The sequence below is a fragment of the Massilia sp. UYP34 genome (assembly GCF_056279385.1).
This window is the reverse complement of record NZ_JBWBRF010000027.1, coordinates 15,629-41,753: the sequence shown is the minus strand read 5'-3', so window position 1 is coordinate 41,753 and position 26,125 is coordinate 15,629. Positions and strand designations below refer to the sequence as shown.

Annotated in this window: 20 protein-coding genes and 1 pseudogene; 7 read left to right on the top strand and 14 right to left on the bottom strand. The window is 68.7% G+C overall.

Annotated features, from left to right (window positions below; all coding sequences use genetic code 11):
• Positions 1 to 514: 514 nt before the first annotated feature.
• Positions 515 to 663 (bottom strand): annotated as a pseudogene (locus tag ACZ9AQ_RS22765) (IS1595 family transposase); the annotation flags it as partial.
• A 311-nt stretch (positions 664 to 974) separates the two neighbouring features.
• On the opposite strand from ACZ9AQ_RS22765, the gene ACZ9AQ_RS22760 reads away from it, so the two are divergent.
• Together ACZ9AQ_RS22760 and ACZ9AQ_RS22755 are read left to right on the top strand one after the other, a co-directional pair.
• The gene (locus ACZ9AQ_RS22760) at positions 975 to 2,414 is read left to right on the top strand and encodes a methyl-accepting chemotaxis protein (protein WP_429206912.1); all 1,440 of its coding nucleotides are present in this window, start codon (positions 975 to 977) and stop codon (positions 2,412 to 2,414) included.
• A 372-nt stretch (positions 2,415 to 2,786) separates the two neighbouring features.
• On the top strand, positions 2,787 to 3,317 hold the full coding sequence (locus ACZ9AQ_RS22755; RefSeq protein ID WP_429206913.1) for a GAF domain-containing protein: 531 nt from the start codon (positions 2,787 to 2,789) through the stop codon (positions 3,315 to 3,317).
• Between the two features lie 53 nt (positions 3,318 to 3,370).
• Here the strand turns inward: ACZ9AQ_RS22755 and ACZ9AQ_RS22750 are convergent, their stop codons facing one another.
• From ACZ9AQ_RS22750 to ACZ9AQ_RS22735, 4 genes are all read right to left on the bottom strand, one after another.
• Positions 3,371 to 3,631: a hypothetical protein gene (locus tag ACZ9AQ_RS22750; protein ID WP_429206914.1), complete on the bottom strand. Its 261-nt coding sequence runs from the start codon at positions 3,629 to 3,631 to the stop codon at positions 3,371 to 3,373.
• Positions 3,632 to 3,654: 23 nt separating this feature from the next.
• Positions 3,655 to 4,392 carry a hypothetical protein gene (locus tag ACZ9AQ_RS22745; RefSeq protein WP_429206915.1) on the bottom strand — a complete coding sequence of 246 codons (738 nt, stop codon included), beginning with the start codon at positions 4,390 to 4,392 and terminating at the stop codon, positions 3,655 to 3,657.
• A gap of 45 nt (positions 4,393 to 4,437) precedes the next feature.
• A complete protein-coding gene (locus ACZ9AQ_RS22740; RefSeq protein ID WP_429206916.1) occupies positions 4,438 to 5,160 on the bottom strand; it encodes a MarC family protein in 723 nt (240 codons plus the stop codon).
• Between the two features lie 144 nt (positions 5,161 to 5,304).
• The gene (locus ACZ9AQ_RS22735) at positions 5,305 to 5,790 is read right to left on the bottom strand and encodes a GNAT family N-acetyltransferase (RefSeq protein WP_429206917.1); all 486 of its coding nucleotides are present in this window, start codon (positions 5,788 to 5,790) and stop codon (positions 5,305 to 5,307) included.
• Between the two features lie 69 nt (positions 5,791 to 5,859).
• Here ACZ9AQ_RS22735 and ACZ9AQ_RS22730 point away from each other — a divergent pair, with 69 nt between their 5' ends.
• From ACZ9AQ_RS22730 to ACZ9AQ_RS22720, 3 genes are all read left to right on the top strand, one after another.
• A complete protein-coding gene (locus ACZ9AQ_RS22730; protein ID WP_429206918.1) occupies positions 5,860 to 7,164 on the top strand; it encodes an MFS transporter in 1,305 nt (434 codons plus the stop codon).
• A 62-nt stretch (positions 7,165 to 7,226) separates the two neighbouring features.
• Positions 7,227 to 8,201: a PP2C family protein-serine/threonine phosphatase gene (locus ACZ9AQ_RS22725; protein WP_429206919.1), complete on the top strand. Its 975-nt coding sequence runs from the start codon at positions 7,227 to 7,229 to the stop codon at positions 8,199 to 8,201.
• A 158-nt stretch (positions 8,202 to 8,359) separates the two neighbouring features.
• Positions 8,360 to 9,910: an FHA domain-containing protein gene (locus tag ACZ9AQ_RS22720; protein WP_429206920.1), complete on the top strand. Its 1,551-nt coding sequence runs from the start codon at positions 8,360 to 8,362 to the stop codon at positions 9,908 to 9,910.
• A gap of 230 nt (positions 9,911 to 10,140) precedes the next feature.
• On the opposite strand, the gene ACZ9AQ_RS22715 is transcribed toward ACZ9AQ_RS22720, so the two are convergent.
• The 8 genes from ACZ9AQ_RS22715 to ACZ9AQ_RS22680 form a co-directional block, all read right to left on the bottom strand.
• Entirely contained in the window at positions 10,141 to 11,031 is an 891-nt protein-coding gene (locus ACZ9AQ_RS22715; protein WP_429206921.1) for a pirin family protein, read from the bottom strand.
• Between the two features lie 45 nt (positions 11,032 to 11,076).
• Positions 11,077 to 13,416, bottom strand: coding sequence for a bifunctional serine/threonine-protein kinase/formylglycine-generating enzyme family protein (locus tag ACZ9AQ_RS22710; protein ID WP_429206922.1), 2,340 nt, complete (start codon positions 13,414 to 13,416; stop codon positions 11,077 to 11,079).
• A gap of 10 nt (positions 13,417 to 13,426) precedes the next feature.
• Entirely contained in the window at positions 13,427 to 15,484 is a 2,058-nt protein-coding gene (locus ACZ9AQ_RS22705) for a coiled-coil domain-containing protein (protein ID WP_429206923.1), read from the bottom strand.
• A 165-nt stretch (positions 15,485 to 15,649) separates the two neighbouring features.
• On the bottom strand, positions 15,650 to 16,705 hold the full coding sequence (locus ACZ9AQ_RS22700) for a hypothetical protein (RefSeq protein ID WP_429206924.1): 1,056 nt from the start codon (positions 16,703 to 16,705) through the stop codon (positions 15,650 to 15,652).
• Positions 16,702 to 17,817: a hypothetical protein gene (locus ACZ9AQ_RS22695; RefSeq protein WP_429206925.1), complete on the bottom strand. Its 1,116-nt coding sequence runs from the start codon at positions 17,815 to 17,817 to the stop codon at positions 16,702 to 16,704. The genes ACZ9AQ_RS22700 and ACZ9AQ_RS22695 overlap by 4 nt, the downstream gene beginning before the upstream one ends.
• A gap of 27 nt (positions 17,818 to 17,844) precedes the next feature.
• On the bottom strand, positions 17,845 to 18,411 hold the full coding sequence (locus ACZ9AQ_RS22690; RefSeq protein ID WP_429206926.1) for a hypothetical protein: 567 nt from the start codon (positions 18,409 to 18,411) through the stop codon (positions 17,845 to 17,847).
• Positions 18,408 to 19,622, bottom strand: coding sequence for a hypothetical protein (locus tag ACZ9AQ_RS22685; RefSeq protein ID WP_476108409.1), 1,215 nt, complete (start codon positions 19,620 to 19,622; stop codon positions 18,408 to 18,410). The genes ACZ9AQ_RS22690 and ACZ9AQ_RS22685 overlap by 4 nt, the downstream gene beginning before the upstream one ends.
• A 197-nt stretch (positions 19,623 to 19,819) precedes the next feature.
• On the bottom strand, positions 19,820 to 22,984 hold the full coding sequence (locus ACZ9AQ_RS22680; protein ID WP_429206928.1) for a penicillin-binding transpeptidase domain-containing protein: 3,165 nt from the start codon (positions 22,982 to 22,984) through the stop codon (positions 19,820 to 19,822).
• A gap of 212 nt (positions 22,985 to 23,196) precedes the next feature.
• On the opposite strand from ACZ9AQ_RS22680, the gene ACZ9AQ_RS22675 reads away from it, so the two are divergent.
• Both ACZ9AQ_RS22675 and ACZ9AQ_RS22670 read left to right on the top strand, forming a co-directional pair.
• Positions 23,197 to 23,433, top strand: coding sequence for a hypothetical protein (locus tag ACZ9AQ_RS22675; protein WP_429206929.1), 237 nt, complete (start codon positions 23,197 to 23,199; stop codon positions 23,431 to 23,433).
• Between the two features lie 185 nt (positions 23,434 to 23,618).
• Positions 23,619 to 24,140, top strand: a complete 522-nt coding sequence (locus ACZ9AQ_RS22670; protein ID WP_429206930.1) for a YXWGXW repeat-containing protein — start codon at positions 23,619 to 23,621, stop codon at positions 24,138 to 24,140.
• Positions 24,141 to 24,171: 31 nt separating this feature from the next.
• On the opposite strand, the gene ACZ9AQ_RS22665 is transcribed toward ACZ9AQ_RS22670, so the two are convergent.
• Positions 24,172 to 26,121, bottom strand: coding sequence for a S9 family peptidase (locus ACZ9AQ_RS22665; RefSeq protein ID WP_429206931.1), 1,950 nt, complete (start codon positions 26,119 to 26,121; stop codon positions 24,172 to 24,174).
• Between the last annotated feature and the right edge of the window lie 4 nt (positions 26,122 to 26,125).

The window sequence follows — 26,125 nt, the reverse complement described above, 5'->3', positions numbered from 1 at the left end:
CGAAGCTGAGGCAAACTATTACAAGCAGTTGAGCAGTCAGGCTATCCCGGCCTGACTCACACTAACCGGCCTCCACGAAAGCCGGGGCGGTTCAAACTGTATCTACCAACCCTCTTGCTCGTTGAATCCTCTACTGAAGGGCTGAACAATCCCCGGCACTCTCGATAACAAAGTCTCGCGTGTACGAAATATCCGATCTTCATTCACGGTCTGTACTTTCGAGTTGGGCAAAGGCCGAAACGTCGGCTTCTGCCCCCAAAGCGGACGCTGCCACTATCAATAAGTTGCCACAGATGATATATCGCGCGAAGCCATTGCGCCAGTAACGGCGGATCGTGTCAGCGCGAAGAAAGGGGCTCCGCCTCGGGTGGGCGTACCCTCCTCTCCGGCTCCATGCACTGCGCCCGCCGCATGAGCTTCCATCACGCGTTACATTGCAGGCGACATGGTCACCTGGCTGGATAAGACGCGATCGAAGGAGCGCTTGCTCGGCACTGGCAAAGGCGCTGTGCCCATTGATGACCCCGAATGCGATGCGCAGCAATTGCTCCACAGATGGTACCCGCCGCCATCGAGCGCCCAATGCCAGCCCAGGTAGTTGGGTAGCCGGCGCGACGCCACGCCATGGAATCGCGCCAGCCATTCCTTAAAGACTTCATGGTGTCTCGGCAGGCGACGTGTATCGAAATGCCATCTTTAGAGAAACTTGACAAAATTCCATCGTGGCATAAACACGACGCAAGCAATTTCCATAAGGAACTTTTACGCAGTCACTCGTGTACACTCGTCTCCCACGGCATTGACCGGCACGGCAGACTCTGGCTTCGGTCACCTTTCCTTTTGCCCGCTCAATTCTTCCAGCAATCGACTATCAACACCGGCATCTGTCTCCTGCCAGGGGTGCCGACGTAGGAATTCACATGAACCGGTCATCTTTGTATCTCGCCAGTAGCTATCGACAAGCAGACCGCCTTATGCTGGGCATCGTATGGGCGTTGTTTGTCATGAGTCTAGCCCTGTCGGGCATCCACGATACCTTGCGCTGGTCCCTCACGGTGGGTCTACCTGCAGCTGTCATACCGAGCCTCCTGGTTGTGCTGATGCCTGGGGCGCTCCAAACCCGATTGGCCATGGCAGTATCCCTGATGGTCTTTACCGCTTTGCACATTCATCAAGCAGACGGAGCATCTGAAACGCATTTCGGCGTTTTCGTGCTCCTGGCATTCTTGCTTTGCTATCGCGACTATATGGTGATCTTGGCCGCCGCAGCGGTGATTGCCTTGCATCACTTTAGCTTCAATTACTTGCAGGAGCTTGGGTACGGTGTTCGTTGCCTCACGCAGCCAAATGTACTTACTATTTTTGTCCATGCCGGCTATGTGGTTGCCGAGTCTGCCGTGCTATGTTACCTGTGCAGGATTTTGCGCACTGAAGCATTGCGGGGGTTTGAGTTGCAGGCCACGGTTGACACGCTGGCTGATCCGACTACCGGCAAGTTCGATCTGCGTCCTTCCAAGGTCTCGGTACATAGCGCGACCGGGCAGGCTTTGCAACGGGCCATCGGTACGATGCACACAACCATTGGTAACGTTGCGCAAGGTATTGTCACGGTCGAGACAGCGGCGTCCGAGATTGCAGCAGGCAATGGCGATCTGTTAACGCGCTCGGCAGAACAGGCCGACGTATTATTTGACACCGTCGAGGCAATGAACAATCTGGCATTGACGGTCAAGCAGAATACCGATCATGCCCGTCGTGCGAATGAGATGGCCATCGCCGCATCCCAGGTAGCGGTGCACGGAGGCGAAGTTGTTGCAGGAGTCGTCGAAACGATGGACTCCATCAACGATTCTTCTAAAAAAGTTTCTGACATTATCGGTGTGATCGACAGCATCGCATTCCAGACCAATATCCTTGCGCTGAACGCAGCCGTCGAAGCAGCGCGTGCGGGCGAACAAGGACGAGGATTCGCAGTCGTTGCTGCCGAAGTGCGCGGTCTTGCGCAACGCTCGGCAACCGCCGCCCAGGAAATCAAGAAGCTCATTGGCGATTCTGTCGCACGGGTCAGCGTCGGAACGGTTCAGGTTAGCAAGGCCGGCGAGACAATGAAGCAGATTGTTGCAAGCGTCGAGCAGGTGGCCACAATTATTTCGGAGATCAGTAGCTCGAGCGCGGGCCAGGAAGACCACATCGCGAAAACCTTGGTGGCGCTAACCGGCATGGCTGACGTCACCGAGCAGAATGCTGCGTTGGTACACCAGATCAGCACGGCGTCGCATACACTGCGCGACCAAGCAGACAACCTGGGGCTGGCAATTGCTACGTTCACGCTCGACACTGCCGGCAACGGGCGGCCTGCCAATCCATCATCGATGTCTTCCAAACCGAACCGCTCCATGCCGCGCTTGGCGTGAGCGGGAGCAAGCGTTGGTGATTTCTGCCGCTCGGTCGCGTGCCACAACAGCGCCGCATTATTTCTTATAAGGTCCACATAATGGAAACATCGCCCGTCGTAAAGCGCTACAACTTGGCGCTGCCGACCGAACACGATTTATTGGTGTCCCTGAGCCGGTTCATGGGTCCAGAAGAATCTCGGCAGTTATGGGTGGAGGTTTGCCGTACCGTCGGGGTAACGTCGCCGTTGTCGCTCGATCAGTTTGAGCGCGCCTTGCTAAAACTGAGAGAAGACAAAGGGATACCCTCGATAACGGCCAGTTCGATGCTCGTGCGCCTCAAGTCCTACCGTACGCTCTCTCTAATAAATCTTAAGTAACCAAGGATTCTCCATGATCGATCCTCACGCCCCAAGTCCAGAACATGACCCGGTGCTCGACATTGCCAGACTTAAAGAAATCTCCGAACTGGACTTGTTCGCGCCAGAAGTGAGCGACATCTTGTCCGACTTGACGCGTGAAGCGAGCATCCAGCTCGAGATCCCCGTTGGCATGGTCAATATTGTGCTCGATGAAGCGCAATATATCGCGGCGCATCACGGCCTTGAGGGGTGGATTGCTAGCGCTCAAGGCACACCTGTAGAATGGGCGTTTTGTCGGTTCCCGGTGCGCGATCGCGCGGAGTTCGTAGTGCAGGACACACATACCCACGAACGTGTCAAAAACAATCCGCTCGTCACCGAAGACGGCTTGCGTTGCTATGCCGGTGTGCCACTGATGACGTCGCGCGGCCACGTCTTGGGAGCCTTTTGCGTTCTTGGTACAGAGCCGCGTAGCTTCACTGAGAATGATATGCAAACTTTACGCACTCTGGCCACCGAGGCAGTGCGCCGCATCGAAAGTAGACGGGTGACGACCGACTGAGAACCTGAGCATGGAGTTCTTCAAGCGTCCGCCTCCGACCTGCGGAAGCAGTCTCAATAGCTCGAAAGTGCCACGCTAACATCGCGCACATCGTCTCCAACAGCAGGGACTGCCTTTTCCAGCCCTTCCAAAGACGCATTGATCGGATCGTTGATCACCTTGAATCCGTGGCCGATCAGGATCGTTGCCGATGCCGCGGTAAAGAACCGCCATGGTTGGACGTGGGACTTCGCGTTGCCGGCAACGTATGGCGTCAGCGAAAAGCAAACGACAATCGACATCACGCCAAAGAACTGGCCAAAGAACGTTGGCATACTCTCAGCTGTGAATGAGATAGCTAATCGCGCGCGGTGCGCCACACCTGCTGTTTGGGCGGCTCTTCGTCGCTGGGGCAGCTGGTAAAGCGCTGCCGGCCGTGCATCTCGATCATCTCGACATTGGTGGTCGGCGCCCGGTTGGTGATGCAATAGGTGCGCCTGCCGGTGATCACGCGCGTGCGGCGCGCGCCGTCGCCGGTGTTGTTCACCAGTTCCTCGACCTTGGGCGCTTCCCACAGGCGCGGCGCCGCCATGGCGCGCGCGTGTTCCATCCCTTCGCGCATGCGGATCTGCGGGCTATCCGGCGGCAAGACGATCAGGGGCTTGTTTTCCTTGCGCAGGGCGCGGTCGATCTCGCCGACGCTGCGCCGCGCATTGGCGAGGATGTCCGCGGCGCCTGGCGGGGCGGCGGGCCGCTCATCCACCACCATCGGCGCTGGCGCGGCCGCTGGCGCGGCCTGCAGCGGCGAGGCCGGCGCTGGAGTGGCACGAGCTGCCGGCGCTGGAGCCGCAACCGATGCGGGCCGCGTTTCCTTCACCGGCCCGGACGCAGCCGGCTCAGCGCGCGGCGCCGGCGTGGGCAGCGTCAGCCACTGCATCGCCTCCTCGCTCCCTTCCTGCGGCGTCAAAGGCAGCTTGCCCGCCATCTGCCAGGCCAGGATCAGGGCCAGGTGGAACACCAGCGTGACGCCAATGCCGGCAAGACGATCATTGCGCGTGCCGGCGGCTGGCGGGAACGATAAGTAAGTGCTGGTCATCGACCAGCAGTATAGCGAGCGAGCCAGTGGGCAAGCTCACCAATTCTATCGGGCGCCGGCGATGACCTGCACCGCGGCCAGGTGCACGGGAACCGACATCACCTCGAACAGCAGTTCGCGCAGGCCGTCCCAGACGATCTGCACGCCGAGGCACAGCAGGATGAAGGCTGTCAGGCGCAGGAACACCGCGGTGCCGGCCTCGCCGATCAGCCGCAGCAAATGTTCGCCGTAGCGGAACGCGAGATACAGCAGCACGCCGATGACCCCCAGCGCCACCAAGGCGCCGCCCATGCGCGCCAGCGAAAACACGATCTGCACGTCGTGCAGCGTCACGCCCACCGTGATCGCCACCGCAATCGACGCCGGGCCGCAGCTGATCGGAAAGGTCAACGGATAAAAGGCCTGGCGGTGCGCGTGGTCCGGGGTGTAGGCGTCGGCCAGCGCGGTGCGGCTGTCCAGCGAGGAAGGCGTCGCTCCCAGCAGGCGCCAGGCCACCGAAGCGAGGATCAACCCGCCGCCGACCCGCACGATGGGAAGCGAGATGCCGAAGAAGTCGAGCACATACGAGCCGATCAGCATCGACCCCGTCATCAGCCAGAACATATTGCGCGCGATGCGGCGCGCCAGCAGCGCGCGGGTCGCGGGCGACGCGCCCTCGGTCATGCTCAGGAAAATCGGTGCGGTGGCGGCCGGATTCAGGATTGGCAGCATCGTCACCAGGACGAACAGAAAACTCCTGGCCGCGGCCAGTATCAACTCGATGGTCATGAAATAGCGTGTTCAAGCCCGGCCGGCAGTCGAAAAATGCCGCAGGCGGGCCGGGCCCCGGGCCCGGACCGCCACTGTACAGCATGCCATGGCGTCGCGGACACACCTTTGGCGCCACTTCCCGGCGGTGAACCGGGCCGGCGATCAACGCTGGACGCCGTCCGCCCACCCCAGCCGCATCGGATTGAAGTACAGGCCCTTGACGCACTGGGTCGGCGCTACCCGCACGAAGCCGAACGCCTCGTACGCCGGCACCGCGTAATTCGACGAATTGACCGTGAAGTTGCCGTCGCCGCCGCGCGCGATGGCCGCCGCCCGCGCCATGTTCCACAAGCGCCGCGCCAGTCCCCGCCCCTGCCAGCGCTTGCCGACGAACAGGTGGAACAAGTGGTTGTTGTCGCGGATCGCGATGAAGCCCGCGAGCTGTCCATCGTCCAGCGCCACGTGGTACACATGGCCCAGCGCCAGGAATGTGCGCACGCCCATTTCGTCGTTCTCGGCCAGGAAGGTCGCGGCGCCCTCGCGCGTCGATTCGTGCACGATGAATTCCAGCGCCAGCTCGCGCAACTGGGCTGCGATCGCCGGCACGAGCAACGCGATATCGGTGTCAACCAGCGGCTTGACGTCCATGGCGTGTCTTGACAGTGTTGCGTTGAACGTAAACATAACACAGCATTGATTTTCTCTAATGCAATTGTATTGACGAGCAGACCGGGCGCGTCCTACCATGGTTCGACCATGCCGAAAGCCAGCTTCCTCGCCTTGTTCTCTCCCGCCGCCGGCACGGCCCCCAGGCGTCGCAAGGTGCCGCTGACGCAGCCGCTGCGCCACGCCCGCTACCGCCGCATCTGGCTCGCCAACCTGGTGTCGAACCTCGGCACCTGGATCCAGACCTTCGCCGCGGCATGGCTGGTGGCCTCGCTGTCGCAGTCGGCCTCGATCACGTCGCTGGTGCAGACCGCCACCTACGTGCCGGTATTCCTGTTCGCGCTGCTGGCCGGGGTGCTGGCCGACGCCGTGCACCGGCCCAAGTTCCTGTTCTTCTGCAATCTGTTCAATGCCGTGTGCGCGGGCGCGATGGCCCTGCTGGTCTGGCGCGGCAATGTATCCAGCGGCCCGGTGCTGGTGATTACCTTTTGCCTGGGCATCGGCACCGCCTTCATCTGGCCGGCCTGGCAGGCGGCGCTGTCCAGTCTGGTCGAGCCCGACGAGGTCGAAGCCGCGGCCACACTCAACAACCTGTCCTATAACCTGTCCGCCATCCTCGGCCCGGCGCTGGGCGGCCTGCTGTTCGGCTGGATCGGGCCGGGCGCCCTGTTCCTGGCCAACGCCGTGTCGTTCATCGGCCTGCTGGCGGTCTACTGGCACTGGTGGCGCGAGGGCGCACCCCAGCCAGCCGCGCGCGAAGGGTTCGGCGCGCGCCTGCGCCTGGGCTTCGCCACGGCCTTCGGCTGCCCGCGCTATCGCCGCATCCTGGGCAATGTGTGTTCGGTCTTCTTCGCTACCATCGCCTTCGCCAGCCTGCTGCCGGTCTTCGTGCGCGACGTGCTGCACATGCGCGCCGGCATGTATGGCACCCTGATGGGCTGCCTGGGCGGCGGCGCCGTGGCCGCGGCCTTCTTCCTGCCGCAGGTGCGGGCCCGGGTCGACCGCACGGGCCTGCTGGCCGGCGCGCTGCTGGTCTACGGCGCCATGCTGCTGATCATGCCGCACACCCGCTCGCTGGCCCTGCTGGCGCCCCTGATCGTGTGCGGCGGCATGGCGTGGTCCACTACCGTTTCCACGCTCAACGCGGCGGCCCAGCTGTCCTTTCCGGCCGAGGTGCGGGCGCGCACCCTGTCGATCTACCTGTTCGTGATGTCCGGCGGCTATGCGGCCGGCAGCGTGGTGTGGGGACTGGTCGCCGACGCCTGGGGCGTGCGCGCCGCGTTCGCCGCCGCCGGCGCCTGCGTGGTGCTCAACGCCCTGGTTCTGCTAACGGGCGGCAAGAAACACCCGATCTAATCGTGTCCTTCATCGCTCCCGCAAACGTGTAAAGTGACGGTTCCATCTCGACCATTGCGCCAATGCCCGTCACGCTCGCCGATTTCCGTTTCGCTCCCTGCTTCGACGTCGCGGTCGCGAGCCGGGTCGGTTGCGGCCCGTCGACCCGCGCCGAAAACCAGGACAATTTCGTCGTGATCGATTTCGACGGCCGCGCCTGCCGCCTGCAAGACCAGCAGCCCTGCCGTCTTACCGTGGATGGCTGGCCGGCCGGGCATGGCCGGCTGGCGGTGCTGGACGGCATGGGCGGCCATGGCCATGGCCGCGAGGCGGCCGAGGCGCTGGCGGCGGCCCTGCTGGCGATGCCGGCCTGCGCTACGCCGCAAGAACTGGGCGACCGGCTGGACGCCATCCACGCCAGCCTGCAGGCGCGCTTTGCGCAGGGCGCCAGCGGCGCCGGGCGGCCCGGCACCACGCTCACCCTGCTCGAACTGCGCGCGGGCGGCGCGCCGCTGCTGTACCACGTGGGCGACTCGCGCCTGTACGAACTCGATGCGATGCTCGCCACGCCCCTCACCGTCGACCACGTGCCGGCCACCGCGGCCGCCCTCGCCGGCCGCCTCGGCGAAGCCGACTGGTGGCGCCAGGTGCATGGCCGCCACGCGCCGCAGATCGCCCAGGCTGTCATCCTCGGCAATGCCTTCGCCGACCCGACGCGCCTGTCCGATCCATTGTTCGCGCTGACCCCGGATAACCTGCCCTGCTGGCTCGCCCACCTGGCCGACCGCCGCGCGCTGCCGCTGCGGCCCGGCGCCGCCTACCTGCTGGCCACCGACGGGTTCTGGTCGTGCGCGCAGCCGGACGGTTTCGTCGCCGGCTGGACCGGCTTGATGCATGGTGAGCCGGATGCGGTGACCCTGGTCGAGCGCCTGTTCGGCATGCTGGAAAACGATCCGCCGGCCGGACTGCAGCCCGACAACCTGACCGCGCTGGTCGTGCGGCCGCTGGCCCGCCATGCGGACGAAACCGTCTTGCCGGTGGACGCGGATCGCACTTGACATTCGCGCAATCTGAACCCGACAGTTGAAATAATGCTTCTAGAAAATAACGCTTCTAGAAAATAATGCTATTAGTCAATGAGCTCGGTGCGCCATGCGGTTCAAAAACAGCGTAAGCTTGCAATATTGATTTCGACCATTTAACTTGTCGCCCTGACATGAACCGCTGCCGCAATCCCGCGCATCCGCACTGCACCGTCTGGGTCCTGCCCGGCGACGCCACGTGTGCGCACGGGCATGCACAGCCCGAGGTCGAAGCACAGCCCGCCCCCGTGCCGGCAACCGTTGCGCCAGCGGCCGGCCTGCCGTCCAGTTTCGACGCCATCACCGCCCTGCGTAGCCGTGGGCCTGGCGACATCGGGTCGGCGCCGACGCCGCGCCGGACCGATCTGCAACGCCCGCAGCTGCACATCAGCGGTTTCGACCCGCGCGCCGCCGGCGGCCGCCAGGCGATCCGCCTCGAGCTGCGCGGCATGCCGATGGATTGCGCGCCCGAGGTGCGCATGCTGGTGCGCTCGGCCCTGCGCCTGCACGGCGGCGCAAGCGATGCGTTCCAGCGCACGTCGCGCGGCGACTGGCGCCCCCTGTTCCTCGAATTTTCCTCGCGCGGCCTGGAGCACGGCCAGTACCGCATCGAGATCGAGCTGCACAGCCATCATCGCCAGGCGCCGGAATCGAATCGCACCTGGACCTGCTCGCCCGTCATCCTGGTGCCGCGCCAGGACGCCAGCCTGGGCGAGATCCACCAGACCTTCCTCGCCACCCACAAGAACGTGCGCGTGACCGCCGACGACGCCGGCATCGCCCGCGTGCATGCGCCGGGCGGCGGACGGATCGACATCGACGTCAGCGCGCGCAATGCCTCGATCGCCCAGCTCAGCCTGGACGGCGGCGGCGGCAAGATCGACCTCGGCATGTCGACCATCGCCTGGGACGAAGACCTGATCGAGATCGACATGCCGCTCGAGGCGGCGCTGCATCCCTGCCCCGGCGCCAGGGCCTGCCTGGTGCACGCCGAAGCCGACTCGGCCACTCAGCGCCACGTGCGCCTGTTCGCGCTCGACGAGTGCGTGCTGGGCCGCTTCGAGCGCAGCGATCCCGAGGCAGACCTGCTGCTGGCCCACCACGGCGACACCGCTGCGCAACTTGACGGCCTGACGCGCCGCCTGTCGGGACGGCACGCCGTCATCCGCCGCAGCCGCCATGGCTTCGAGATCGAGGACGTGTCGCGCTACGGCCTGCTGCTGGACGGCGTCTGGCCCGGCAAGCACATGCCGGTGCAACTGCGGCCCGGCATGCGGATCGAACTGACGGCCAGCATCAAGGGCATCGTCACGCTCGAGGTGACGGCCCTGATGGCGCACGCGGTGGTGCTGCACCGGCTGGACCTTGGTGCACGCGCCGAATGCTTTTACCTGATGGCGCCGGACTGCCTGCCGCTGTCGAGCCAGGGTCAGGGAGCGGCCAGCATGCCGCGCGCCGCCGCGCTGCCGCTGCTGTTCCACCGCGATGGCGGCTTCTGGCAGCGCGACCGCGACAGCGGCCGCGACACCCCGCTGACGGCGCTGGCGCGGCTGGGCCGCCCCCAGGGGACCGGCCCGGGTGTCGCGGCGCGCTTCGTGGCGCAGGCCTATCCCGAGACGCACGGCGCCCAGCGCGGCGGCGACGAACGTCGCAGCCACGCGCTCGCCGCCGCACTCGGCGTCTGAACCGGCCCTCGCGGGCGCGGGCTCAACCGTGCGGCGGTATCAGGATCAGGAAGACCAGCGCCGTGCCGGCCAGCAGCGCCGCCTGCAGGGCGAACACGATCGCCGGCGCCCGCAGGTGTTCGGGTATCTTCATGGCGTCACCTCCACAACAAGCCCACGTCGATGACGCCAGCTTACGCCTGCCCGCGGCGCTCCCGCGCGCGTTTGCGGCGCAGGCGCCGCGCGCGAGGTCAGTCGCGGCGCCAGGCCGGCGGCAGCGGCGGCAGCGGTATGCGTTCCGTTTCTCCCGGCACCGCCACGAAGCGCCCCGCCTCCCAGTCGTGCGCCGCCTGCTCGATGCGCTCGCGGCTGGTCGAGACGAAATTCCAGAAGATGAAGCGCTTGCCGTCGAGCGGCGCGCCGCCGATCACGACGAAGCGCGCGCCCTCGGCCGAGCTCACCCGCACCGCCGCGCCCGGCTCGAGCATGGCCATCGCGTCGGCGACCACCGGTTGGCCGTCGACCTCGATCACGCCGAACGGAGCGTACAGCGCGGCTTCGTCCGGCAGCCGGTCGAGCTCGATGGCGGCGCCCGCCTCGAGGTGCACGTCGAGGTAGAGCGTGTCGGCGAAGGTCGGCACCGGCGAGGTCTGGCCGAGCGCCGTGCCGACCAGTATCCGCACCCTGACCCCGTTCAGTTGGACCTCGGGGATCCGGTCGGCCGGCGTATGGCTGAAGGCGGCCGGCGCTTCCTCGTGCTCGCGCGGCAGCGCGGCCCAGAGTTGCAGGCCGTGCGTGCGGCGCTTGCGTTCGAGCAGGTCTTCGGGCGTGCGCTCGGAGTGCACGATGCCGCTGCCGGCCGTCATCCAGTTGATCGCGCCCGGCTCGATGCGCTGCTCGGTGCCCAGGCTGTCGCGGTGCATGATCGCGCCCTCGAACAGATAGGTCACCGTGGCCAGGCCAATGTGCGGATGCGGGCGCACGTCATGGCGCGTGCCGGGCTCGGCCTCCACCGGCCCCATGTGGTCGAAGAACAGGAACGGCCCCACCGACTGCCGCGCCGCGGCCGGCAGGATGCGGCGCACGGTGAAGCCGCCGCCCAGGTCCTTGTCGTGCGATTTGAAGAGGTGTGCGATGCTCATGGCGGACTCCCGGTCGAGAAGGCGATGCTCGACTGTACACCCAGGCTACAATTCGCGCACCACCCGCAAACCCACGATATCGTTCGACAGCACGGCCGAAAAACCGTTGCGCAGCGCCGAGCGCAGGTAGCGCGGGTTATACAGCCAGGAACCGCCGCGCAGGATGCGCCGCACCTGGTCGCCGCCCAGTTCCCAGGCGCTGCCGTCGACCGGGGCGCCTTCGTAGCTGTCGTGCACCACGTCCTGCACCCACTCCCAGACGTTGCCGTGCATGTCGTGCAGGCCCCAGGCGTTCGGCGCGAACAGGTCCGCCGGCGTGGTGCCGTGCCGGAACTCGCCGCGCGGGCCGCCGTTGTAGGTGAAGCTGCCGTCGAAATTGGCTTGCAGGGTCGAGATCGTGTCGCCGACGTTGAACGCGGTCTTGGTGCCGGCGCGGCAGGCGTACTCCCACTCGGCTTCGCTCGGCAGGCGGTAGCGCTTGCCGGTGGCTTCGCTCAGCCAGGCCACGTACTGCTGCGCGTCGAACCAGGTGACGCCGACCACCGGATGCATGTCGGTTTGCGCGAAACCGGGCGATTCCCAGTTCACCTCGCCGTGCTGCGCCCAGCCGCTGGCGCGCACGAAGGCGCGCCACTCGCCGACGGTGACCGGATAGCGGCCCATGGCGAACGGGCGCTCGATGCCGACCCAGTGCTGCGGCGTCTCGCGCGCGATCCAGTTCTTTTGCGAGCCGGCCGCCATCGCGATGCGGCGTTCGTGCTCGGGCGAGCCCATTTCGAAACGGCCGGCCTCGATCAGGACCATGGCCGGGCCGTTGCCGCCGCTGCCGTCAATGAACGGGTCGCGCAGGATGGCGCCAGTGTCCAGCGCCGGCATCGATGGCGCCGGCGCGACCGGGACGCCCGCCTGGCCAACACCTGCCTGCCCTGCGGCGCGCGCCGATTCTTCCTCGCGCGCTTTGTTCTGCTGCGCGATATTGACGGCGGCGGCCCTGGCCTGGGCCGCCTTGCGGGCGGCTTCTTCCCTGGCCGCCTGCGCCTTCGCCACTTCTTCGTCGCGCCTGGCCAGCAACTGCTGGCGCAGCGATTCCTTGCGCGCCAGGCGCGCCTCTTCGGCCGCCGCCCGATCGCGCCGCTGCTGCTCGCGTAGCTCCATGCGGCGCTGCTCGTCCAGCCGGGCCTGGGCCACCGCCGCGGCTTCGGCCTCTGCCTTGCGGAGCGCCGCCAGTGCGCGCGTTTCCTTCTCTTGTTCGGCCCGGCGCGCCGCCTCCTGCGCCGCCAGCTCCTCGGCCGACGGACCGGCCGCGGCGCGGATCGCGTCCAGCAGCGCATGCACGGTGGCGGGACGCTGCGCCGGGTCGGCGGCAAAGCCCGCGCGCAGCACCTCCCACTGGCGCGCGCCGAGCGTCTCGGGCACCTGTCCGCCCGGCGCGCCGGGCAGTACGCCGGTCAGGAGCTGGTGGATCATCACCGCCACCGCGTACACGTCGAGCGTCTGCTCCGGCGCCCGGCCCTCGAGCGCCGCCTCGGGCGCGCGGTAGCCGGCGGTGCCGGACGTCGCCGGCGCATCGAGCGGCGACATGGCGCCGCTGGCGCGCGCGCGCGCGGCGATGCCGAAGTCGAGCAGCTTCACCTCGCCCTTGCGCGTGACGAACACATTGCCCGGCTTGATGTCGCGGTGGACCAGGCGGTGCTTGTCCCAGGCATGGTCGAGGGCGTCGGCCACGGGGCCCAGCAGCGCCAGCACATGGTCGAGCGGGAGGCGCCGCCCTTGCTGCGCCTCGCGCGCCAGCACGGCGTCCAGGTCCTCGCCCTCCAGGTATTCCATGATGATGAAGTAACTGGAGGTGGCCGGGTCCTGCGCCCATTCGTAGACGCGCACGATGTGCTCGTGCGCCAGGCGCCGCGCGCGCGTGGCTTCCTGGATCAGGAGCTTGGCGTGGCTCGCGGCCTGGGTCAGGTGCGGGGGCAGGATCTTGAGCGCGACCTGGGCGCTGTGGCCCAGTTCGGCGTGGGTGGCGAGGTCGGTCGCCTGCCACACCTGGCCCATGCCGCCCTGGGCGATCAGGCGTTCGAGCCGGTAGCGGCGGGTTTGCGGGCCGATTTCCTGGCCCGCCATCAGGCCGATCTCGGTGCCGGGGCGCGCTGGCGGCGCGTCGGGTTCCGGCCCGGGCTGCGTGGCCGGCTTCTGCCTGCCGGCGGGCCGGGCGGCGCGTTCGGCCGGAGTGTGGGCCGGAGTGTGGGCCGGGATATGGACCGGGGTATGGGGCGGGGTATAGGCCGCATCAAGAATCGCGTTCTTGCGCAGGTCGAACTCGTGACGGCTCAACAGGCCGTCTTCGTGCAGCGCGCGTAGTTCGCGGATCTTGTCGATGGCAGTCTGCATTGCTATTGCATCACGCGGGTAGCGTCGCTCCGCAAGCGGCGCAGAAGCGGTCGTCACGCCCGGCCGGATGGCCGTGCACGCACTGGCGCACCGCCGCCGCCTGGGCCGCCATGCCGGAGGCGAGCGTTGCCTGGGCGGCCAGCGCCGCCTTGTTCACGTCGTTCTGCATGGCCAGCAGGTCGAGCTGGTGGCGCCGGTCCTTGTCGACCTCGAGCTCGCGCCGCGCCTGTTCGGCCGCCACCCGGGCGTCGGCCAGCGCCGCGTCGACCTTGCCGGCGCCGGCCACGCCGGCCAGCGCCGTCAGCTGCTCGCCCTCCATCGACGCATGCACGCGCGTCTTGAGGTAGTCGGCCAGTACGGTCGCATTCGGCGCCTCGGCCAGGGCCAGCTTGGCGGTATCGTCCATCGCGCCCAGCGCTTCGGCCCGCGCCATCGACAGCCGCGCCAGTGCGAGCTCGTGGGTGCGGTCCGCCGCGCGCGCGTTTTCCACGATGCCGGCGCGCCGTTCGTCGGCCTCCAGGGTGACGTCCTGCATCCGGCGCGCGTGGGTGGCGTCGGCCTCGATCGTGCGCAGCAGCTTGTCGTGCTGGGCCTGGGCGTCGGCCCGGCCGGCGCCGCGGCGCACGCTCCCGATGCGCTGGCGCGCCTGTTCGTCTTCCCATTCCTGCGCCCGTTCGGCCTCGCGCCGGCGCGCCTCGTTGGCCAGCTTCAAAGACTGGAAGGCGGCTTCGTGCCCGGCCTCGTCGATGTCGCGCAGGCGCCGCGCGGCGTCCTGTTCGCTCTCGCGCAGCCGCACCAGCTCGGCGCGCTGGCGCGCGGCATCCTCGATCTGGCGCGCCTGCTCGATCTTGTTGCGGATCTGCTGCTGCAGCAGTTGCTGGGAAAAGCGCTGCTGGGCCAGCTGGCGCGCCTGGGTGGCCTCTTGCTGGGCGCCCGCGATCTCGGCGCGCATGCGCACGCCGGCCAGCGCCCGCAGGTGCCGCCATTCGGCCGCCTCGTCGGCGCGCTGGGCGTGCTTGTGCGCCATCTCGTGGTCGAGTTCGGCCAACACCTCGGCCGCGCCATTGGCCAGCGCCTGCTGGCGCGACTCTGCTTCGAGGATGCGGCCATACAGCTCGATCTGGCGCGCCCGCACGCCATGCGCGCGGTCGGCGCCCTGCAGGGAGAGTTCGGCGCGCGCGATGGCGTCATCCTGGCGCAGCTCGGCGCGCCGCAGCCGCAGCCGCCCTTCTTCTTCGCTGCGCTTGATGCGCTGCCATTCCTCGGCCGTGTACAGCTCGTTTAGGTGGCGGCTGTGCGCCAGCTGCACGTGTCGTTCGTCGGCCGCCAGCCACAGGCTGCCGATGCGGGCCCGGTTGGCGTCGTACTTGTCGTGGCGCAGCTCGAAGGTCTCGACCGCCGTCACCGCCAGCCCGTAGCCGGCCAGGAGCGTCGCAAGGCCGCCCTGCAGGCGCTGGTCGAGCTGTTCGCGCAGTTGCCCGTTGGCCGCCAGCTCGCGAATCGAGCGCGCACCGATGAATTCGAGCGCGAGCTGGCGCACCGGATGCGCCAGCAGTTCACGCAATTCGCCGGCGCCGATCGTGCCCGGCATGGTCATGAAGTGGCGGGCGAAGGCCGGCACGTTCTCGATCCTGACGCTGACCGAAAAACGCAGGGCGACGTCGAGATGTTCGCAGGTCGGGATGGCGTCGAACTCGAACGGCACCGCCAGCGCGCCGGTGCGGGTGACGAGGATCTCGGCGTGCTGGTCGCGCAGCAGGTGGTTCAGGCGGGTGAAGAAGCCTTCGATCTCGTATTCGCCCTGCGGCACTTCGGTGGCCTTATCGCCTTGCAGGATGAAGCCGCGCGCCGTGGCCGGCACGCGCAGCGTCTTGACGAACAGGCCCGACAGCTCGCGCACGCCGAAGAACACGGCCAGTTCGTCGGGACCGGGGGTCCAGCGGTTCTCGAGCAGCACCGGCTTGTTGCGCGGCGCGCCCAGGATCACGCCGCAGCCGGCGCAATAGCGCGCGTCCGGCGCGTTTTTGCACTCGCAGCGCGGGCAAGCGGCGCTTTTTACTGCGAACATCTGCAACATATCCGACTCCGTTCTGTCCTGTACCTGTCGTCACTGCCAACCACGAACCTGCCGTTAAGCCACTGGATTCTAGCAGGGCCAAGCCTGCGGCACGGGTCGCTCCCGTACGCAGGGCGCGATCCGGTCAAATCACTCTCTTGCCCCTTCGTTGCCTTTTCAGATGATGCCGATTCGCTCGACGCAGGCCAGGCTGGCGCCGCGCGCACGCAAGGCGTCGCGCAACCCCTGCGGGAGCGCCGCCTCCCACTCCTTCGGCAGCAGGATGCGGTCGCCCGGGCCGGCTTCGCGCGCGATCAGCGCGCATTTCGGCGCCAGCGCCTCGACCGCCTCGACCCGTCCCGCATGCCAGGCGCTCGAACTGCCCGTCGCGATCACCCGGCCACGCGCCAGGAATTCACGGCCGCGCGCCATGCGGTCGGCCATCACCAGCGCCAGCTGGTAAGAGTCGCCCGAGAAGCGCGGCTCGCCGAAACGCACCGTGGTGCGCCACTGGCCCTGGCCGCGGCCATCGAAGTGGCGCGACCCGGCCAGCACCGCCGCCACCTGCGCCTGGCGCACCGCATCCACGTCCGGCACGCTGACAGGATCGTCTTCTTCGCGGCCGGCCATGGCCAGCGGCCGCACGCTGACCTCGACCCAGCCCAGGCCATCGTGTTCGCCGCCGCTGTGCATCGGGAACCAGGCGCGCGCGCTCGAGATCCCGGCGGCGGGGTCGGGCTGGCCGTTCAGGGCGCCCAGGTGCGCCAGGGCGTCAGCGCCGCCCAGCAGCACGCCTTCCGGGGCGCCGGCCAGCCGGCGGCCGTCGATCCGGCCCAGGTGCCAGGCGTCGGACCAGCCGTTGGCCACCACCTCGCGCCTCGGGGCAAAGACCCCGCGCACGATGCGGTCGGCCAGCACCGCCGCCAGTTCCCAGTCGCGGTCCCCTTCATCCGGCGCCCGGTCCAGGCTCAGCACCACCTGGTCGCGGTCGTCGAAGCGCGGCTCGGTGTGGCGCGCCAGGCGCACCACCTGCTGCATGCGTCCGGCCACCTCCGGCGCGCCCGGCACGCCGCACTTGACGTCGGCGCGCCCGACGCGCGGGCGGCGCGTGGCGGTGATCGTCAGCATGGCGCCGCCGGCGGCGACGCTGCGGCACTGGATCGTGCTGGTGCCGGCGTTCGCGCCCGCGTTCGTGTCGTTCGTTGTGCCCTTGCCGTCTGTGCCGATGCTCATGCCTCCTCCAGCTCCGCTTCGCGCGCCGTGAGCGCGCGCCGCGCGCCGGCCTCGGTCTCGAGATTGGCCACGATGCGGTCGGCTTCGTCGAACAAGGCGTCGAGCGGGCCCTCGCCGGCCACCTTCAGGCGCGCCAGCAGCGCCCATGCCTCGTCCAGCGCGGCGGCGGCGCGGCGGCTGTGGCGCGCGCGCCGCAGCTGCTCTTCCTGCGCCAGCGGCTGGCCGGGGGCCGCCAGTGCGAGCGCCGGCATGGTGCCGACCGACAGGCTGACCAGGTCGAGCCGGCGCAGCAATTCCTGGTGCTGGCGGAAGCGTCCCTGGTCGGCCGGCATCACCGCCATGCGCACCGCGCACATCAGGCAGGGCAGCTCGAGGAACAGGCGGCGCAGCGCGCGCGCATCCTCGCAGGCGGGAACGAAGGCTTCCTGCGGCGCCACAGGGGCCGACGCCTCGTCCCGGGCCGCGGCGGACGGATGGACGGCATCGAGCCGCGCGGCCAGGCGCGCGTCGAGCGTGGCCGCGTAGTCACTGGCGGCACGCACCGCGCCCAGGTCGACCGGCACGCAATCGTCGACCGTCACGCCGAAACGCGTATACATCAATTGGTTGAAACCGCTGCGGAAGGCGTTCCACTCTTCCAGGGTCGTGCACGGAGGCAGCTCCAGGTTGCCCTGGGCCAGCTCGCGCTGCAGCGCGTTCTGCGCCAGCGCGACGAATCCGCTCAGCTCGACCATGGAGCCGGCCTCGCTGGCCAGGAACAGGTCGAAGCGCTGGTGCGTGGCGCGCGGGTCGCTGGCGTCGATCGCGAAGTGCACCCGCAGGCCGATCTCGGGCGCGCCCGCGAACGGCGTCAGCTCGCACGTGTATGGCCCGGAATGGACGCACCATGCGATTTCGCCGTCGATGGCGGCGATGCGGCTGCCGGCCGCCTGGCGCCGGCTGCGCCCGCCCCGGTCGACCAGCACCGCGGCGCAGCCCGGCGGGACGGTGAGGCCATTCGGCGCCGGCAGCGCGATCGCCACGCTGCCCAGGCGCGTCGCGTCGAATTCAGGTTGCCGCAGCGGCCGCAGCGTGTTCTGCAATGTACTCTTGAACAGCGAACCTAGCATCATCGTCCTTCCGGGTGTGTCGGAACACCACTACGTGATCGGCGTCGCCCGAGGAATGACCTCGAAGCGCGCTCCATGTTGCTGAAAATGCGCCGCGGGCGCAACCGCGAACGGCCACGGCCCTTCGCACTCGCCGTCGGCATCGAGTTGTCCTTCCAGTACCAGCGCGCCGCTGCCATCGCGCACCTGGATCGCCGGCCGCGCCGCCATGATCCCGGCCGCATCCGGCGCTTCCGGGTCGAGCTGGACGACCACGGCCAGCCTGCCTGCGGCGTCGACGAAGTGCAGGCGCCACATGCCGTCGTCGGTGCGCAGCAGGTCCAGGCCATCGCCGCTGTCGGCGGCGCGCAACAGGCCCTCGCTGCCGCGCCAGCCGCCGCGCGACGCCTGCACCTGCGCGCGCCGGCTCTGCGCCAGGTGGCGCAGGCGGCGCAAGGTCAGCGGCGAGGCCTGCAGCGCGGCGCGTTCGCCCGCCGTCAAGGGACGGCTGCCATCGAGCGCCTGCGCCAGCACCGCGTCGGCCAGCACCAGGCGGTCGCCCTCGACCCGGCGCGCCAGCCATGCGCCGGCCTGCAGCTTGCGATCCAGTTCCGTCATGCCCATCGTCTTTCCTCCTCCATTCCCGCCATCTCGTTCAGGCGCGCAATCGCGGCGTCGCGCCGCTTGCGCAGGGTCGGCAGCGAGATCCCGTCCAGTCCGGCCAGCTGCTGCATCGTCGGCAGCTCGCCGCTGTGCGGATCCAGCCATTCGGACGGATAGCTGTCGTCGAATGGGCCGAGCAGCTTGAGATACACCGCCAGCCGCACCGGCAGCGTGTCCTGCGCCATCCGGCGCGCCGCCCAGCTGGCGCGGTCCTCGGCCAGCGCCGCCAGTACAAGATAGTTGGGGGGGAGTGAAACCTGCTCGGCGACCAGGGCCAGGCGCGCGGTCTCCTGCGCCTCGACCGGGTCGTCATCGATTGCCGCCTCGGGTTCGGCGCCGTCGATGACGTCCAGCGCGTCCTGGCGCGCTTCGAGGATCAGGTCGGGACCGGGCGTGGCGCCCTGTTCCGATTCATCCAGCACGCGCCAGTAGTCGTCCAGCCAGGCGTCGGCCTCGCGCGCGTCGTGCAGCCAGTCCTGGTCGCGGTTGGCTGACAGCAGTTCGTATTCGCCGATCTCGCGCAGCATGGCGCCGATCTTCCCGGGATTGTTCTTGAGGGCGGCGAAGCGCTTGGACCTGGTGTGCAGCGGGCCCGGCGCGCCAGTATGCAGCTCCAGGCTTTCGCTCCAGCGCATGATCCATTCGGGCTTGCAGTCGCCGCCCGTGCGCAGCTGGCGCGCCTCGATCGGCATCGCCGCCACCTCGCGGCCCAGGATGGCGCCGACTTGCGGCGCATGCTCGCGCCAGGCCGCGAACAGGCGCGCGACCTCATGCCAGGCGGTGTCCAACATGCGGTAGGCGTACATGCGGTTGGGACTGCACGGGCGGCCGCACGCGATCTGGTAGTTGTCGCTGTCGACCTTGTCGCGCAAGACCGCGTACAGGTCGTTGAATTTCTTGCGTAACTGCGCCTCGCCGCCGGCCAGGTTCCAGAACGCGCCGCTACGCGCATGCTCGGCGGCCACCGCCGTGCACAGGGTCACCCAGTCCGACGGGCGCGCCTGCAGTTCGTAGACCAGGATCAGCGCGAGTTCGCCGCAGGTGTCGCCATAGCTGTTGCCATCGCTGTTGCCGTACATGTCGGCGCGCGCGCCGGCCGCATGGAGGGCGCTGGCGACCGCGTCGACATAGGCGGCAAGCGACTGTTCCGGATCGGGGTCAAGCAAGGAGGCCGGCCCCGAGCCGGGCGCACGCCTGCAGGGAACAATGTCCCAGCAGCTTGCGGACCTGCTCCCAACCGTGTTCCTGATACCGGGTTCCCGGCAAACGCATACCTTGCCCATCCTCTGTTTCACCCCGCAATTGTTGCGGATTGAAATAGATGATGCCATACAACCACGGTCTTGAGGCGCGCAGGAGAGCCTTATTTGTACCTCTTTTCCAACGACTGCCCTGTCACCGACGCTTGCATCGATTGCAACAAGGCTGCCACGACCGGGGCCGCGTGGCCGCCGCCGGTGGCCGCCGAATGGCTCACGAAAGCGGCGAAGGCGAGCCGCCCGGTCTGGCCCGGCAGGCTGCCCGGCTCGAGCCAGCCCATGAACCAGACCGTCGCCAGGCCGTCCTGCCCGGCCGGCGCCGTGCCGGTCTTGCCATACAGGCCGGGACGGAGCAGGTCGAGGCCGGCGGCGCGAAACGCCCCGGCCGCGGTGCCGCCGTCGATCACACCCTTCATCCCGGCGCGCACGCGGTCCAGGCGTACGCCCAGCGGCTCGCCCGGCGCCACCCGCGCCGCGCGGCCGTCGAGCGACATCAGCAGGCGCGGCGCCACCGTGCGGCCCTCCCCGACCGCCGCCGCCACCAGCGCCATCTGCAGCGGCGTGGTCTGCATGCGCAGCCCGATCGCCATCTGGCGCAGTTCATGGCGGCTCTGGACCGGGTCGAGGCGGGAGGCGCTGGCCTGCAGCGCATCCCACTCGCTCCAGCGGTAGTCCAGCGGCAACAGGCCGCCGTCGAGCCGCAGCGGCCGGCCGAAGCCGAGCCGCGCCGCCATCGCCGCCACCGGCCGCACCGCATCCAGCGCGCCCGGCTCCAGCTCGCGCGCCCCCGGCATGCCGCCGTCTGGCTGTCCCATCAGCGTGCGGTCGCTCAGTTCGGCGCCCCAGGCGAACCAGGTATTGACGCTGTGCGCCATCGCCTGCGCCAGGCCCAGGCGACCGTCCTGGGCGCGCGTGCTGGTGACCTGGTCGCGGAAATTGGTGATGCGGGCGCGGTTGCCATCGAACGGGTAGCTGGGCGCCTGGGTGCGAAAGCCGTAGCCGCCCTCGTGCGCCAGCCGGTCCACCTCCGCCAGGGGCAAGCCCTGCAGCAAGCCGTCCAGGCGGGCGTCGCCGCGCGCCGCATCCTCCAGGCCGAGGGCGGTGATCACCTTGAAGGTCGAGCCGGGCGCGCGGTGCGCGCCGCCGTCGTGCTGGAAGGCGGCACTGCGCAGCGGACTGCGCGCCGGATCGGCGCGGTCGAAGTCGCGCAGCTCGCCCCAGCGGCCGGGATCGGCCTGGCCGGCGCCGCTGGAGGCCGCGGCCAGGATGTCGCCGCTGCCGGCGTCCAGCAGGACCAGGCCGGCGCGCCGTTCCGGCTGGGCGTCAATGCCGCCGACGCAGGCTTGGCCGTCCCAGCGGCCACCGCGCTGGCCGATGCAGTCGAGGAGCTGCTGGGCCCTGGCCTGCAGACCCAGGTCGAGGCTCAGCTGCGCCTCGTGGCTGGCGCCGCCAAGGCGCGCCAGCATGCCGGCCACGCTGCCGTCGTGCTGGCGGTGCACGCCCAAGAGCGGCGCCAGGCCGGCCTGCAGCGCCGCTTCGGACGGCGCGCCGTCGGCCCACAACGATTCGCCATGGCGGTCGCGCAGGCGTACCGGCACGGCGGCAGGCCGTGCGCCCCCGGCGCTGCCGCCGGCCGGCAGCGCCTGCCAGGCCAGGCGGCCATCGACCATGGCCAGGTGCCGATAGGCGGCGTCGGCGCCGCCCGACATCGCCGCCAGGTCGAGCGGCTCGACCCGCACCGCGATCGCGGCCGCCCCGGCCAGCGGCGCCAGCACCAGATGCTGCACCGCCTCGCGATCAGGGCAGGCACGCCCGTCGCAGGCCCCCTGGACCAGCACCCGCGCGCCGGTCACGCTGCGCACCCGGCCCGCCACCAGCAGCTCGACCGGCTGGCCGGCGGCCGGCGTGTGCAAGGTCACCAGCGCTCCCTCATGGCCACCCTCACGGCCGCCCTCACGGCCGCCCTCCCAGCCGCCGACCCGTTGCCACGGCTCCCAGCCTTCCGGCAGGCGCGCGAACAGGCGCATCGCGGCCACCGGCAGGCCGGCCACGCGCGGCGCCGGCGCGCCGCCGACCAGCGCATGCCAGACCGCGTCGGCGCCCGGACGGGTGCGCCAGGCCACCAGCCGCCGCTCGCTGTTAAAGATGCGCACCTGTTCGCGCACGTAGGCGCCGTCGGCGCGGTGGTGCAGGCGCTCCAGCAGGCGCCCGTCGCCGGCGTCCAGCACCTGCCCTTCCCAACCCGGCAACGGCGCGCGCGCCTCCTGGCCGGCCTCGCGCCAGGCCGCCAGGTCGCGCGGCGCCAGCTCGACCAGGCCGTCGGCCCCCACGCGCAGCAGGCCGCGCGCGCGCAGCGCCTCGAACAGCGCCTGGTCTTCCATGCCGGGCCCGGGGCGCAGCGGCACCTGCCACGCGCCCGGCGCCAGGCGCAGCTGCACGGGCGCACCCTGGGCCGGGAAGGCCTGGACCAGGGCCGCGCCGCCGGTGGCGCCTTGCTGGTAATGATGCAGCACCAGCTCGCCCGCCTGCGGGCAGGCGGCGCTGGCTTGGCGCGTGAAGCGCAGCGCCTCGCTTTCCGGCCCGGCGCCCCACAGCAGCCAGCCGCTCGTTCCCAGCAAGGCCTCGCCCTGGCGCGCGCGCGTGACGTTGCCGCCGCTGGCGTCGCCGGTCCAGGCCGCCGTGGCGGTGGCGGCGTTCCAGGCGACCGCCAGCCCGGCGCCGGCGGCGCCGGCATTGCCCGTCACGTCGATGCGCGGCATGCCGGAACCGGGCCGCGCCAGCAGCACGCTGCGCGGCGGCGCGCTGCCGGCGCTCGCGATTTGCGCCGCCTCGTCGAAGGGGTAGCCGATGCGCAGCGGCAGCATGCGCGGCCGCCCCGGGTCGAGCATCTGCGTGCACAGGTCGACCCGCAGCGCCGGGCCGGCGCGCATGCCGCTCGCCACCAGCAGGGCCAGGCCGCCGTGCTGGGTGAGCGAGACGCCGCTCGCGCGCGGGACCACGAAGTCGAGCCCCGGCGCGATCGGCTGCAGGGCGCCCAGCGCCACCGCGCCGGGCGTCTCGGCCGCGCCGTCCGGCAGCGCGCGCGCATGCAGCGCCAGCGCCACGGCCCCGCCAAGGACGACGAACAGCACCGCCCACAGCCAGGCCGGGCCGAACGAAAGGGACCAGCCGCCGCTGGCGCTGGAGGCACGTGCGCCGGCGCGCAGGTTGCGGGAGCGGCGCCGCGCCGTGCGCGCGGCCGCCAGCTGGCCGATGAGCGAAATGAACATGCCTGTCATCCGGTGGTTGCGGCGCCCCTGCGCCCCTCGCGCTGTGCTAGCTGGGGGAGCATGAAAACGCCGGGCGGCGGCAACGTTCATGCGCGCTCGAACGCAGCTCACGCCCCGTTTCTTGCGGCTCGTCGCATCCCGCTGGAGACGGCGCGGCGCCTGGCCTACAGTGGACACATCGACACACCAACCACCCTCGAAGGAGCCGCAAAATGAACGTCCTCAAGCACATGGAAGCCATCTTCATCGCCGCCGCCCTGGTCGCCGTCCCGGCGGGCTACCTGGCCAAGGTTCCCGATGCCCATGCCAACGGCTACAGCATCGGCGACGCCGCCATCGCCAGCGGCGACAAGATGGCGGTCGTCACGGTCAGCGCAAAGCGCCTGGACGCCGTCGAGAAAGCGCAACTGCTGGCCGCGGACACCGTCACCGTCGGGAGCCGCATGTGATCCGTCTGCGTCGCCGGCGTGCCGCCATGACGCGGCGCGCGGCGACCGGGCGCCGCTTGTCGCGCATTTTTTTCCGTGCGCTTTCGGCCGATCTGTTTCAGTTGTAAGAACTTGCTTCAAACGCCACGTTTCGTTTTCCGGATTGCTATATTCCATCGCATCCGCTCAAGGATCTGGAGACGAACATGAAATCCCCTCTGTTGATTGCAGCCCTGATCGCCATCGGCGCCGCAGCCTTCACCCCATTGGCCTCGCACGCCCAGCCCCATATCTCGATCGTGATCGGCTCCGCGCCGCCCGCGCCCATCTATGAAGTCGTTCCCGCCCCGCGCCGCGGCTACGTCTGGGCGCCCGGCTTCTGGGAATGGCGATCGCATCGCCACCACTGGGTGCCGGGCCACTACATTTCGGCGCGTCCCGGCTATGTGTACGCTCCACCGAGCTGGCACCATCGGAGCGGACGCTGGGTGATGGAGCCGTCGCGCTGGGACCGCGGCCCCTCGCGCCATTACGGTCCACCGAAACACCATGTGCGCGGCCATGACCGCTGGGACCGCGACCACGACCGCCACTACCACAAGCATGAGCGCCGCCACGGACGCGACCGCGATCGCGACGGCATCCGCGACCGCCATGACCGCGACCGCGATGGCGACGGGGTGCGCAACCGCCACGATCGCCGCCCGAACGATCCTTACCGCTACTGAACCGCGGCGCGGCCGGGATAGCACTCAGGACTCAGGACTTCAGGTGCTTGTCCAGGAAGGCGAGGATCTTCGCGTTCGCCACGGCTGCATTCTTTTTCTTGGAGAAGCCGTGGCCCTCGTCGTCGAACACGACGTACTCGACTTCCACCTGGTTCTTGCGCACCGCCTCGACGATTTCGTCGCTCTCGGCCTTGATCACACGCGGATCGTTGGCGCCCTGGATCACCATCAGCGGCTTGCGGATGTGATGGGCGTGAAATAGCGGCGAGGTCGCGACCAGGAACGCCTTGTCCTTGACCGGGTCGCCGATCTCGTCGTACAGCGCCTTGCGCTGCGCTTCCCAGTACGGCGGAATGCTTTCCAGCGTGCGCACCCAGTTGCTGACGCCGAAGATGTCGATGCCGACCTTGAACGCCTCGGGCCGGAAGGCCAGCGCCGCCAGGGTCATGTAGCCGCCGTAGCTGCCGCCCATGATGCCGATGCGCTCCGGATCGATATCGCCCTGGCTGGCCAGCCAGGTCTTGGCCTCGACGCAGTCCCACAGCGGCTCCATGCCGTGCTTGCGGTCGTCGGCGCGGAAGAAGGTCTTGCCGTAGCCCGAGCTGCCGCGGTTGTTGATGCCCAGGACCGCATAGCCGTGGTTGACCAGGTACTGGATCTGGGCGCTGTAGCCGCGCATGGTCTGGCCGCCCGGCCCGCCGTGCACGAGCACCACTGCCGGCACTTTCGCGCCCGGCGACGCGCCCTTCGGCCGGTAGTAGATCGACGGGATCACCATGCCGTCGAAGGACTTGAAGCGCACCACCCGGGCCTCGACCAGGTCGTTCGGGTCGATTTCCGGGTTCAGGCTGCGCGTCAGCTGTGACGTCTTGCCGTTCCTGAAATCGTGCACGTACAGGTTGCTGGGCGAGCGGTCGCCGTTGAGGTAGAACGCCATCAGGTTGCCGCTGTCGGAAAAGGTCACCTGGCGCATCTCGCCGCCCGGCAGCCTGGGCAAGACCACCGGGTTGCCTGCATCGTCGTACAGGCGCACTTCGATGCTGCCGTCGCGGTTGACCATGCTCACGCGGTGGCGGCCGTTGCGCGAATAGCCGGTGCCCAGCAGATCCCAGTCGGCTTTCTCGACATCGCTTGTCGCGCCGCTGGCCAGGTCATAGGCCTTGATGCGCGCGAACTCGCCCTGGGCATTGGTGGTGAACAGCAGGCGCTTCGATGCCGGGTCGAAGGTCTCGGCCGCGTGACTGGCCGGCTCCGTGTGCGGCGTGACGTGCTTCATCGCGCGCGTCTGCAGGTTGTAAACGTAGACATCGCTGTCGGACGTGGTGGCGGGCTTGTTGAACGCCAGCCAGTTGCCGTCGCGGCTGATGCTTGACACGTTCATGCCACTGTCGTTCTTGTACACCATCGTGCGCGCATAGGTGGCGGCGTCATACAGGTACAGATCGAAGAACTTCGGATCGCGCTCGTTGGTGACCACATAAAAGCCGCTGCCGTCCGGCTTCCAGCCGGCGAACGATGCTTTCAGCTTGTCGCCGGGCGTGAGGTCGCGCTCTTTGCCGTCGAGTTCGCGCACGTACAGGTGGTTCTGCTCGTCGCCGCCGCCGTCGCGCGTGAACAGGATGCGGTCGTCGTTGTAGAAGTAGCCGACCGCGTAGGTGGTGTCGGTCTTCGACGCGGTCAGCGCGCGCGGCTTGCCGCCGCCGACCGGCACCGTGTAGGCGTTGAAGATGCCGGATTCGTTACTGCTGAACAGGATCTGCTTCTCGTCCTTGCTGAACGAGGCGCCGGTGAGCGAGGTGGTCGCCATGAACTGCTCGATCGTGTAGCGTTTGACACCCTGAGCGCGCTTGGCGGATGCCTTGTCGACGCCCGCGGCCCGGGTGGCTTGAGTGGCTTGCGCGATGGCCTGCAGCGGCGCCAGGCCGGCGCCGGCGAGCACGGCGAACAGGGACAGACTGACAGTACGGCGATTCTGACGCATACCT

Bases quoted from the DNA above. Each gene is read 5' to 3' on its own strand.
- ACZ9AQ_RS22665 (WP_429206931.1), bottom strand. From the start codon at position 26,121: ATGCGTCAGAATCGCCGTACTGTCAGTCTGTCCCTGTTCGCCGTGCTC.
- ACZ9AQ_RS22725 (WP_429206919.1), top strand. From the start codon at position 7,227: ATGCCCGTCACGCTCGCCGATTTCCGTTTCGCTCCCTGCTTCGACGTC.
- ACZ9AQ_RS22710 (WP_429206922.1), bottom strand. From the start codon at position 13,416: ATGCAGACTGCCATCGACAAGATCCGCGAACTACGCGCGCTGCACGAA.
- ACZ9AQ_RS22670 (WP_429206930.1), top strand. From the start codon at position 23,619: ATGAAATCCCCTCTGTTGATTGCAGCCCTGATCGCCATCGGCGCCGCA.
- ACZ9AQ_RS22700 (WP_429206924.1), bottom strand. From the start codon at position 16,705: ATGAGCATCGGCACAGACGGCAAGGGCACAACGAACGACACGAACGCG.
- ACZ9AQ_RS22740 (WP_429206916.1), bottom strand. From the start codon at position 5,160: ATGACCATCGAGTTGATACTGGCCGCGGCCAGGAGTTTTCTGTTCGTC.
- ACZ9AQ_RS22675 (WP_429206929.1), top strand. From the start codon at position 23,197: ATGAACGTCCTCAAGCACATGGAAGCCATCTTCATCGCCGCCGCCCTG.
- ACZ9AQ_RS22755 (WP_429206913.1), top strand. From the start codon at position 2,787: ATGATCGATCCTCACGCCCCAAGTCCAGAACATGACCCGGTGCTCGAC.
- ACZ9AQ_RS22720 (WP_429206920.1), top strand. From the start codon at position 8,360: ATGAACCGCTGCCGCAATCCCGCGCATCCGCACTGCACCGTCTGGGTC.
- ACZ9AQ_RS22735 (WP_429206917.1), bottom strand. From the start codon at position 5,790: ATGGACGTCAAGCCGCTGGTTGACACCGATATCGCGTTGCTCGTGCCG.
- ACZ9AQ_RS22705 (WP_429206923.1), bottom strand. From the start codon at position 15,484: ATGTTCGCAGTAAAAAGCGCCGCTTGCCCGCGCTGCGAGTGCAAAAAC.
- ACZ9AQ_RS22715 (WP_429206921.1), bottom strand. From the start codon at position 11,031: ATGAGCATCGCACACCTCTTCAAATCGCACGACAAGGACCTGGGCGGC.
- ACZ9AQ_RS22745 (WP_429206915.1), bottom strand. From the start codon at position 4,392: ATGACCAGCACTTACTTATCGTTCCCGCCAGCCGCCGGCACGCGCAAT.
- ACZ9AQ_RS22695 (WP_429206925.1), bottom strand. From the start codon at position 17,817: ATGATGCTAGGTTCGCTGTTCAAGAGTACATTGCAGAACACGCTGCGG.
- ACZ9AQ_RS22760 (WP_429206912.1), top strand. From the start codon at position 975: ATGCTGGGCATCGTATGGGCGTTGTTTGTCATGAGTCTAGCCCTGTCG.
- ACZ9AQ_RS22750 (WP_429206914.1), bottom strand. From the start codon at position 3,631: ATGCCAACGTTCTTTGGCCAGTTCTTTGGCGTGATGTCGATTGTCGTT.
- ACZ9AQ_RS22690 (WP_429206926.1), bottom strand. From the start codon at position 18,411: ATGACGGAACTGGATCGCAAGCTGCAGGCCGGCGCATGGCTGGCGCGC.
- ACZ9AQ_RS22680 (WP_429206928.1), bottom strand. From the start codon at position 22,984: ATGTTCATTTCGCTCATCGGCCAGCTGGCGGCCGCGCGCACGGCGCGG.